12 protein-coding genes and 1 pseudogene are annotated in these 9,883 nt (G+C 43.5%); 2 read left to right on the plus strand and 11 right to left on the minus strand.

From position 1 onward, the window contains the following. From dnaK to asnA, 4 genes are all read right to left on the minus strand, one after another. The coding region (dnaK, locus tag B2089_RS03690) for a molecular chaperone DnaK (protein WP_296685989.1) at positions 1–1,408 on the minus strand (1,408 nt) is incomplete at its 3' end. A 30-nt stretch (positions 1,409–1,438) separates the two neighbouring features. Beyond that, a complete protein-coding gene (locus B2089_RS03695) occupies positions 1,439–2,086 on the minus strand; it encodes a nucleotide exchange factor GrpE (RefSeq protein ID WP_296685992.1) in 648 nt (215 codons plus the stop codon). Positions 2,087–2,214: 128 nt separating this feature from the next. Beyond that, the gene (locus tag B2089_RS03700) at positions 2,215–3,231 is read right to left on the minus strand and encodes a hypothetical protein (protein ID WP_296324935.1); all 1,017 of its coding nucleotides are present in this window, start codon (positions 3,229–3,231) and stop codon (positions 2,215–2,217) included. Between the two features lie 178 nt (positions 3,232–3,409). Beyond that, positions 3,410–4,447, minus strand: coding sequence for an aspartate--ammonia ligase (asnA, locus tag B2089_RS03705; RefSeq protein WP_296324932.1), 1,038 nt, complete (start codon positions 4,445–4,447; stop codon positions 3,410–3,412). A gap of 97 nt (positions 4,448–4,544) precedes the next feature. Here asnA and B2089_RS03710 point away from each other — a divergent pair, with 97 nt between their 5' ends. Beyond that, positions 4,545–5,573: a DNA/RNA non-specific endonuclease gene (locus B2089_RS03710; protein ID WP_296324930.1), complete on the plus strand. Its 1,029-nt coding sequence runs from the start codon at positions 4,545–4,547 to the stop codon at positions 5,571–5,573. 195 nt (positions 5,574–5,768) lie between these two features. After that, the gene (locus B2089_RS03715; RefSeq protein WP_296324925.1) at positions 5,769–7,121 is read left to right on the plus strand and encodes a citrate/2-methylcitrate synthase; all 1,353 of its coding nucleotides are present in this window, start codon (positions 5,769–5,771) and stop codon (positions 7,119–7,121) included. A gap of 103 nt (positions 7,122–7,224) precedes the next feature. On the opposite strand, the gene B2089_RS03720 is transcribed toward B2089_RS03715, so the two are convergent. From B2089_RS03720 to B2089_RS03750, 7 genes and pseudogenes are all read right to left on the minus strand, one after another. Continuing rightward, positions 7,225–7,458: a toxin-antitoxin system HicB family antitoxin gene (locus B2089_RS03720; protein WP_296324920.1), complete on the minus strand. Its 234-nt coding sequence runs from the start codon at positions 7,456–7,458 to the stop codon at positions 7,225–7,227. A 2-nt stretch (positions 7,459–7,460) separates the two neighbouring features. Next, the gene (locus B2089_RS03725; protein ID WP_296685997.1) at positions 7,461–7,880 is read right to left on the minus strand and encodes a putative toxin-antitoxin system toxin component, PIN family; all 420 of its coding nucleotides are present in this window, start codon (positions 7,878–7,880) and stop codon (positions 7,461–7,463) included. Positions 7,881–7,959: 79 nt separating this feature from the next. After that, on the minus strand, positions 7,960–8,358 hold the full coding sequence (locus B2089_RS03730) for a DMP19 family protein (protein WP_296686000.1): 399 nt from the start codon (positions 8,356–8,358) through the stop codon (positions 7,960–7,962). 87 nt (positions 8,359–8,445) lie between these two features. Next, positions 8,446–8,745 carry a HigA family addiction module antitoxin gene (locus B2089_RS03735; protein ID WP_296686003.1) on the minus strand — a complete coding sequence of 100 codons (300 nt, stop codon included), beginning with the start codon at positions 8,743–8,745 and terminating at the stop codon, positions 8,446–8,448. 12 nt (positions 8,746–8,757) lie between these two features. After that, the gene (locus B2089_RS03740; protein ID WP_296686007.1) at positions 8,758–9,039 is read right to left on the minus strand and encodes a type II toxin-antitoxin system RelE/ParE family toxin; all 282 of its coding nucleotides are present in this window, start codon (positions 9,037–9,039) and stop codon (positions 8,758–8,760) included. Between the two features lie 31 nt (positions 9,040–9,070). Then, positions 9,071–9,475 carry a hypothetical protein gene (locus B2089_RS03745; protein ID WP_296686008.1) on the minus strand — a complete coding sequence of 135 codons (405 nt, stop codon included), beginning with the start codon at positions 9,473–9,475 and terminating at the stop codon, positions 9,071–9,073. Positions 9,476–9,571: 96 nt separating this feature from the next. Then, positions 9,572–9,883, minus strand: a pseudogene (locus B2089_RS03750) (hypothetical protein); the annotation flags it as partial.

Below are 9,883 nucleotides of genomic sequence, written 5' to 3' on the forward strand. Positions count from 1 at the left end.
TCTGTGGAACACCACGAGGAGCGGCAGGGATTCCGACCAGGTCGAAGTTGCCCAAAGTGCGGTTCTGGCTTGCCATTTCGCGCTCACCCTGCAAGACGTGGATAGAAACTGCTGTCTGTCCGTCTGCTGCGGTTGAGAAGACCTGGCTCTTCTTTGTAGGAATTGTTGTGTTTCGTGCGATGAGCTTTGTCATAACGCCGCCCATTGTCTCGATACCCAAAGAAAGAGGAGTAACATCGAGAAGAAGGATGTCTTTTACATCACCCTGAAGAACGCCGCCCTGAACGGCTGCACCGATTGCGACTGCTTCATCCGGGTTAACGGCACGGCTACCTTCCTTTCCGAAGATTGACTTAACGACTTCCTGAACTTTTGGCATTCGAGAAGAGCCACCGACCAAGAGAACCTCGTCGATGTCGCTTGTAGAGATGCCTGCATCTGCGAGAGCTTTTCGGCATGGCTCCTTTGTGCGCTCGAAGAGGTCATCTGTCATCTGCTCGAACTGAGCGCGTGTGAGAGACTTCTGCAAGTGTTTCGGGCCTGTAGCGTCAGCTGTGATGAACGGAAGGTTGATGTCAACTGTTGTCTGGTTAGAAAGACCGATTTTTGCGTTCTCAGCAGCCTCACGAAGTCGCTGGAGAGCCATTGAGTCTTTTGAAAGGTCAATGCCTGTGTCAGCCTTGAAGCCGTCGATGAGCCAGTTTACGATTGCGCGGTCCCAGTCATCGCCACCGAGGTGAGTATCGCCGTTTGTTGATTTTACTTCAAATACGCCGTCAGCAAGCTCAAGGATAGAAATATCGAATGTACCGCCACCCAAGTCGTAAACGGCGATTGTCTTTTCTTTTGACTGGTCTTTGTTGAAACCGAAAGCGAGAGCAGCTGCTGTAGGCTCGTTGATGATTCGCTTTACATCGAGACCTGCGATTTTACCGGCGTCTTTTGTAGCCTGACGCTGTGAGTCGTTGAAGTAAGCAGGAACTGTGATTACAGCCTCTGTAACTTCCTGACCAAGATAATCTTCTGCGGTTTTCTTCATTTTCTGCAAGATGAAAGCAGAAATTTCCTGCGGGCTGAACTCTTTGAGAGAGCCATTCTCTGTGACCTCAACGCGGACATCCTGACCGTGGTCTTTTACCGTGTACGGAACGAGCTTTGCCTCGCCTGTGAGTTCTGAATATCTGTGACCGATGAATCGTTTAATAGAATAAACTGTGTTCTTTGGGTTTGTGACCATCTGGTTCTTTGCAGGAACACCGACGATTCGCTCGCCTTTTGCAGTGAAACCTACGATAGAAGGAGTTGTTCGGCCGCCCTCAGAGTTCTGAATGACGACCGGCTCACCGTTTTCCATTACTGAAACACAAGAGTTTGTTGTACCCAAGTCAATACCAATAATCTTTCCCATTTTTATGTTCTCCTATATTATTTACGATTTTTACTCAGCCGGCTTAACCACCATGACTTTTGCGTGGCGGATAACCTTGTCTTTGAGTTTGTATCCTTTAAGATAGACTGCGGCAAGCTCTTCTTTTTTGACCTTGCCTTCCTGCATTCCGATTGCCTCGTGCAAGTCCGGGTCGAAAGCATCGCCCTCTTTGCCGAATGCCACCAGATTGTATTTATTTTCAAGCATGGAAACCAATGATTTGTTAATCATCTTGATTCCGTCAGCGATTGATTTTGCATCCTTTGCGTCTTTTGCGGCATCAAGGGTGCGGTCAAAATTGTCCAGAGAATCTAGCAAATCCTTAAGCAAATTTGCGTTTCCGTAGTCGAATGCGTCCTGCTTTTCCTGCATCATGCGCTTTCGGTAGTTGTCGAAATCAGCGGCACGGCGCAAAAGCTGGTCTTTAAGGTCAGCGTTTTCTTTTTCAAGCTCGGCGATTCGCTCCTCAGGGGTCTTTTCTTTTGCTTTGTCAGCTTCTGACTCTTTTTTTGAATCAGCATTCTCTGCCCCTTCAGAAGATTTAGCCTCAGCCGAATCAGTCTGTGTTTCAGCAGTTTGCTCAGAAGAAGACTGCTCGCTTTCGTTTACAGTTTCTTTTTCTTTGCTTTCTTCATGCTTGTTTTTTTTGTCTTTCATGCATCTCGTCCTAAACTTGAGAACCGCCGGAAAACCAACGAATTCTTTTTTCTTTATTATAAAGATATTAAAATCTACCAAAAATCGTCAATAAAAAAAAGAGAAAATTAAAGTATTTTTTGGGATTTCTAGCAATAGTGATAATCCGGGCCTTCCTCGCCCATAAAGACTTTAACGGTGCTGTTTTCAATGAAAGAATTGTCAAAAAAGGCCTGGATATCCATGGCAGAGCCAGAAAGAAGCTCATCGGGATTATAAGAAAGCTCCACCTCGCTCTCCTCGCCCTCGCCGAAAGCTCTAGAAAGGGCACCGTTGAGCCGGACTACATTGCTCACGACTTCAAAAAGCTCACTCTTGTTTTTTTCTTCATATTTGAATTTAAGGAAAGAGAGCTGCATTTTTTCGATTTCGGCGTGACTTGCTTTTTCTGCCTTCCAGGGGCTTTCAAGGGAACAGTTGTTGATTTTCTGCCATTCCGCAAAATCCTGAAAGAATTTAGACGCGCTCATTTTTAGCGGGGCGAGAACCGCCAGAAACCAGGTGACCGCCCGTCCGTAAGTGTAGAAAGTTGAAAGGGCAAAAGCCGTTTCCCGGCAATTTTTTATGTCCTGAGTGGAAAAAGTCGCGCTGGGCTTGGGCATTTTTATAGAAGAGATTTTTCCATTCTGCGGGGAAAGGCCGCCTGCTTCCAGTTGGGGAAAATCGATGTGGTTGGGGTAAAGGGAAAGGGCGAAACCCAGCCTGTCGCGGAAGGCCTTTACGCTGTCGCCGGGAACCGCCGCAAAATTCATATCGAAGCCGAAGACCAGCCCCAGCGTGTTGAGCATCTGTGCCCTGCGGGAAAAGAATTTTTTGTCAAAAAGATAAGAGCCGCCCTTGCTCAATCCTTCAAGGGGAATCTCCAAAGTGCAGTAAAGCTCAGAACAAGCCTTGCACACATCCATGTCGAGAAGAGAGGCGTTCACCGGGAGAGTAAGGAATACATCCCCCGCCTTCTCGCGAAAGGCTTCAAGAAAGTGAAGGAGTTTTCCCTTGTGGGAAAGAATAGCCTCGTCCTGCAAGGTGAATTCCGTAATTCCCTGAGAAGCAAAGGTCGAAAGAGAAGATTCAAGGTTGGAAGCTGAAAAATGAAAGGTGTTTTCCATAGATTTGCTTATAAACGCACTCGCTCTCTTCAAGTTTATCTTGTAGGGCAAAAATAAAGCCTACCCAGTGCGCTAACTCCGAGTAGGCTTTTAGAACTAGCTTAAAGGAGACAGCCACACCACTGCGGGGGGCCTTCCGCTCTTAATATATCCGATAATTTCCCTATCGTCAAGAAAATTACAGCAAGTGAATCCCATGCTTTTCGCAGTCGGCCCGCATTTCCTCCGGCCAGATTGAAACCTGGATTTCGCCGATGTGGGCTTTACGCAAGAAGAACATGCAGAGTCGGCTCTGACCGATACCGCCACCCATTGTGAGGGAAAGCTCGCCCTTCAAGAGTTTCTTGTGGAATTCAAGGTTTGCGCGCTCAGGGCAACCTCGCTCTTCAAGCTGTAATTTTAAGCTTTCTGGCGAAACCCGAATACCCATTGAAGAAAGCTCAAAGGACTGCTCTAAAACCGGGTTCCAGACGAGCAAATCGCCGTTCAAGCCATGATGACCGTCTACGCTCTCACTAATCCAGTCGTCATAGTCGGGGGCGCGTCCGTCGTGAATGCTGCCGTCAGGCAATTTTCCGCCGATACCGATGAGGAAGACGGCTCCGTACTCCTCACAGATTTTGTTTTCCCGCTCTTTTGGAGTGAGATTTGGATAGCGGCGCTGTAAGTCATCAGCAAACACAAACTGAACGTTCTCCGGCAAAATCGGCTTGATGTTCTCGTAGCGGTCGTAAATGTAGAATTCTGTGCGCTTGAGACAGTCATAAATCTTTTTGACAGCTGCCTTCAAATATTCGATGTTGCGGTCGGCCTTATTGATGCACTCGCACCAGTCCCACTGATCGACATAAAGCGAGTGGATGTTGTCCAAATCTTCATCGGCACGGATGGCGTTCATGTCAGTGTAAATTCCAAAACCGGGAGCAAGCTTCATTTCGCTTACCTTGACGCGCTTCCATTTTGCGAGAGAATGAACGATTTCCATCTGAGCGTCGTCCATGTCCTTTACCGGGAATTTTACTGCCCGCTCAACGCCGTTTAGGTCATCATTCAAGCCCTTTCCGCTCTGGACGAAAAGAGGAGCCGTAACGCGGGTGAGATTAAGGGCGGTAGAAAGCTGGGTCTGGAAGAAATCTTTAATCATTACGATTGCATGCTCGGTTTCCTTTTCGCCGAGCAGGGATTTGTAGTCTTTTGGAAATTTTACACTTGCCATTTTGTGCCTCTATTTTTTATGAATGTGATATTTTATCGAAAAAGGGAAATTTTTTCTACAGATTTTCACAGATTCCTTATTTGGATATAATAAAAGCATGGCAAAACGAAAATCACGGAAAAACAAAAAGCAGCCCCGCTCATGGGGATTTTTTCTCTTAACCATTCTCATTTTGATTGCACTTGCACTTTACTCGTACAAGACGAACCCTGAATTCAAGGCGCAAGTCGATGAATTGGTCTCGGTTTTTAAAGAACCACAGATTAGCAATAAGGATGAAGCGGAGACAGAAGCCACTAATATAGAAGATAAAGAAAACAAACAGACCGAAAAGCAGACGACTGCTCAAAAGGCCAAAAAATCAGCAGAGAAATTTGTTTCGCTGCCTGAAAATCTTGAAATTCCTGTTTGCCCGGAAAGCCATGGCGAGAGCGACCACCAAATCCGTCACTTTAAGCACTATTCCATTTGCTACCGTGAAAGCTACGAGCAGGCTGAATGGAGCGCCTACTGCCTCACGGAAGAAGAGCTGGTCAAAAACGCGAAAAGGTCTGACGATTTCAGGAGCGACCCAGAGATTTCCACAGGCTCGGCCATGCCTGCTGACTACAAAAAATCCGGCTACGACAGGGGGCATTTAAGCCCGGCGGCGGATTTTGCCTTTGACGAAGAGGCCATGAGCGAGACTTTTTACATGAGCAACATGAGTCCGCAAAAAGGCAGTCTGAACCGGGGAATCTGGAAGGATTTGGAAAGTCAGGTGAGGCTCTGGGCAAAAACATTCGGGCGGGTTTATGTGGTCTCAGGGCCGATTTTGGAAAAAAGTGCCAGTGAATACAAATCAATCGGTGAAAATGGCGTGAGCGTGCCGGAGTTTTATTATAAAGTCATTCTAGCCCCGCTCTACGCAAACGAAGCTGACAAATCAAGTCCGGAAGATGCAGAGAGCATAATTGCGATGGCCTATATTTTCCCCAACGAAAAATGCGAGGGCGAGCTTGACGATTATGCTGTCAGCGTGGACGAGGTGGAGAAGCGAACAAAGCTGGATTTTTTCTTGCTACTGGAAGATAAAGCTGAAAACGAGGTTGAAGCAAAACCGGGGCGTTACGGGGTGTCCCCGTAGAGTGGGGTGCGGAGCAACGGCGGAAGCGGAGCTTCCAGCGTGTGTCGCAGGGGAGAGACTTCTCCCCTCTGATTGTTATTTTTTTCTTGCAACGCTATGCATAAATTTGTATAATTATGTTTATATTTTCGTAAAAATTGCATAAATATGCAAAATCTGTGCAATGCCGCTAACGCGGAGTTTTAGGAGTGCGTTATGACTGAATCAGAAAGTTTATTTATCGGCCGATTGTCCGTTCTTGCAGAACGAAATGACCCTATCGACAAAAGCTTTTACGAAAAATACGATGTCAAACGCGGTCTCCGAAATAAAAACGGCACCGGTGTTCTCGTGGGCTTGACCAGCATCGGTGATGTCGTTGGATACGAGGTCAAGGACGACAAAAAAATCGCAATTCCAGGCCGTCTGGTCTACCGCGGCTACAATGTCGAAGCCCTGGTAAACGACGCCGAGGCACACAATCAGTTCGGCTACGAGCAGTGCGTTTATCTTCTTTTGTTCGGTGAGCTTCCCACACAGACGGAGCTTGACCACTTCAAGGCATATCTGGGACACTTGCGCCAGCTTCCCGACAACTTCACCGAAGACATGATTATGAAGGCTCCTTCTGCCGACATCATGAACAAGCTGGCCCGCGGCGTTCTCGCTTCTTATTCTTACGACCCGAATCCAGAAGACCGCTCACTTTCAAATATTCTTCGCCAGTGCATTGAGCTGATTTCACGATTCTCGACCCTTGCGGCCTACGCTTATCAGGCAAAGCGACGCTATTACGACGGAAAGTCAATGTACATTCACAATCCCCTGCCAGAGCTTTCTACGGCAGAGAATTTCCTGCGCTTAATCCGCAACAACAAGGCTTTCACCGACGACGAGGCAAAACTTCTCGACCTTGCGCTTATTTTGCACGCTGAACACGGTGGCGGAAACAACTCTTCCCTCACGGTGCATGTCGTTTCTTCTGCTGACACGGACACTTACTCTGCAATCGGCGCGGCTGTAGGCTCTCTCAAAGGTCGCCGTCACGGTGGAGCGAACATTCAGGTCGCAGAAATGATGGACGACATCAAAGAGAATGTAAAAGACTGGTCAAACGAAAATGAGGTCAAGTCTTACCTCGAAAAAATTGCCAACAAAGAGGCTTTCAACCACACAGGCTTGATTTACGGAATGGGTCACGCAGTCTACACAATCAATGACCCCCGCGCTACCCTTCTCCGGGACAAAGCCGCAAAACTTGCAAGGGAAAAGGGGCTGGAGGAAGAATACAATCTTTACAAAATGGTTGAGAAATTCAGCCCGGACATTCTCTACGAAATGCACGGTGACGGCAAAAAAATCTGCGCCAACGTTGACCTTTACTCCGGCTTCGTTTACTCAATGCTCAACATCCCGCGCGAGCTTTTCACGCCGATTTTCGCAATCTCCCGAATCGCAGGCTGGAGCGCCCACAGAATCGAGGAAATCGTCGCAGGCGGAAAGATTTACCGTCCGGCCTACAAGAATATCTTCGCTGAACGGGAATATATCCCCATTGAGAAGAGATAAGGAAAGGCAAAGCGCGGGTTTTAAACATTGAAATTTGGGCGCGGCCACAGCAAGCGGTGGTCGGGCTTTGACCCGCTCTCGGCTACGAACCTTTGTTATGTGATTATCTGTCGTAGTCAGCAGGTTCTGTATCGGGCACTTTTGATAAAACTGCCATAAATTTATTTCGAGAACCTCTTTCAGCTCTTTCTTCCAGATAATTCTGAGTTTCCAAAGCAGAAATTTTCTCTGCAACAGCGGATATAATGAACTGATTTATTGAAATTTCTTCTTTTGCGGTTATTTCTTTTACCATTGCATGGTAAGAATCGGGGAGTCTTAAACTTAATGTAGTCATTTTTACACCTCCATTTCTTCCAAAAATTCTTTTGGAGTCTTAATTTTTATTCCTAAAGTCTCTGCTTCCTGAAAATCTTTCTTATTGAAGGTAACAATTGTTTCTGCTCCTGCGTTTATTGCAAGTTCAAGAACATGGTCATCAAACGGATCTCGCAAATAAGGTCTCCAAAGATAAAATATTTTCGTTCTGATTCCGACACTACAAATGTAGTCAATAAAATCTTCAATGTCAGAATCCGAAAAAATATTTATGTCAAGGTGATTTTTCAAGATTGCCTCATATTCCAAAATAAGTGGAACTGAAATTGCAAAGTCAAATAAACCACTGCCAATTTTTGAAATCAATCCAAATGATTTTCCGTTTTTGCTTTGCAAAGCTGACAGAACTACATTTGTATCGATTACTACAAGATGCTTCATTAATAGTATTGTATATGATACCAATCTATGCGTCAATTCATTTATTCAGCAAGCTTGACTTGCTGAATAAATATACCATTTAATCAAATATACAATCTTTATTTTTTTCGACATATTCTTGTAAGTATTCACAAAGTGAAGGAGAAAATGTTCCGTACTTCATATCAGTTTCCATAAAATCGTCTTTTTCTCCTTCTTTAAAAACCTTTATATAATTATTTGCAATATCTTCGTTGCTTATTTCGATTAATGCTTCTTTCAATTCTGTTGAATTTATATCTGGATAACAATCTCTGTATAAACTAAATCCACCATTATTCATTTCCGCATCATAGTTGAAACAAATTACAGCTTTCCTTTGGATTTTGGATAATGAGGATAAATTTCTAAAACATACATCTTCAATAAATTTATTCCAGCGTTTATCTTTTTCAGAAAGAATATATGAATTTTTTTTATTCCTTTTAAATAATTTCATTCTTTCTCCAAGCAGCCCAGTGGGCTGTCACCATAACAACGGGTTGTACCGCAGGCAGCTTGACCCGCTGTCGGCTACGAACCTTTGTTATGCTATTTTTTCACAACTCGGAATTTTGTCCAAATCATTTTCAAGTTTTTCTCTTGTTTCTCTCAAATCCAATTCATTCTGCATATTAAGCCAGAATTTTGAACTTGTTCCAAAATACTTTGAAAGACGTAAAGCCATTTCAACAGAGATTTTTCTTTTATTATGAACTAGGTCCAAAATTGAACTTGTGGAAACTCCTAAATCTTTTGCAAGTCTGTATGGTGTAATTTCAAGTGGCTCTAAAAATTCTTCTACGAGAATGTCGCCGATTTTCGGTAATTCAAATTTCTCATCCATAATGTACCTCCATTAGTGGTAATCCACAATCTTTACTTCATAAGCTTCATTATTTAGAAACTTAAACTGTATTCGCCATTGATCGTTTATTCTTATCGAACAATAATCCTTTAAGTCTCCAAGAAGATGCTCAAATTTATTTCCAGGAGGAATCCGTAAATCATCTTCACATTCCGCAGAATTAATAATGAGCAGTTTAGAAAAAGCTCTTTTATGAATTTCAGGCGGAAGCTTCGGTGATTTTTTACCATTCCAAATCTTTTCAGTTTCGGAATCTCCGAATGTTTTTATCATAATTACAGTATATGTTATACAGATATATCTGTCAAGAAGATATATTATAGTTATCGACTATGCACTGTAGCAGTTCTTTATTTTCCTTTGAAAACGGACATGTAAAAACTTCATGGGGTAAAGTTTTAATATATGCATATACAGTAAGTTCATCTTCCAAAGTATTTAACATACCTACTTTATTTTGTTCAGGTGATTCCATATTTATTTCTTTTCTTTTTGAAATAGACGGAGATATTCTCATATTGCTTCCAAGATATGTATTTTTAACATATCTTTTTAATTCTAATCTTGATACATTTAATTTTTTAAGTTTTTCTAAAGATTGATTTGAAAGCAAATTTTGCTTAAATCTTTTTTCATATATATTGAGTACTATGCTGATGAGGATGAGTACAAATATTATTAAATAAATATACAACAATAACATTTTCATAAAACCAGCCCAGTGGGCTGTGAGCATATCATTTGCTTAAACGGTGGCGCGGCTTGACCGCGACATCCGCTTTGAAGCTTTGTTATGCCTTGTTTATTAAAATCCCGTGTCTTTTAATTCACGAACTAAATTTATATAAAAATCTCTAATAGTTTTTGAACCACTTGGAAGACTTTCACTTTCTTTTAATCTAGGATTTGTGCGATAACCGTCAACTTCATGCGGATGAGAAATCCCGAAAAACCTCCGGCCTTCAATTGTACCACGGAATTTTCCCCATTTCGCAGAGTCCACCGATACAAGCCCATCGTTCGCTCCGTCAGAAAAGCTGATTATAAGATTCAAGAACCACATAAAAATATCACTGAACGGGTTTTTCATTTTTCCGGCAAATGACTGATACATAAT

It is taken from the genome of Treponema sp. UBA3813 (assembly GCA_002368605.1).
GTDB lineage: Bacteria > Spirochaetota > Spirochaetia > Treponematales > Treponemataceae > Treponema_D.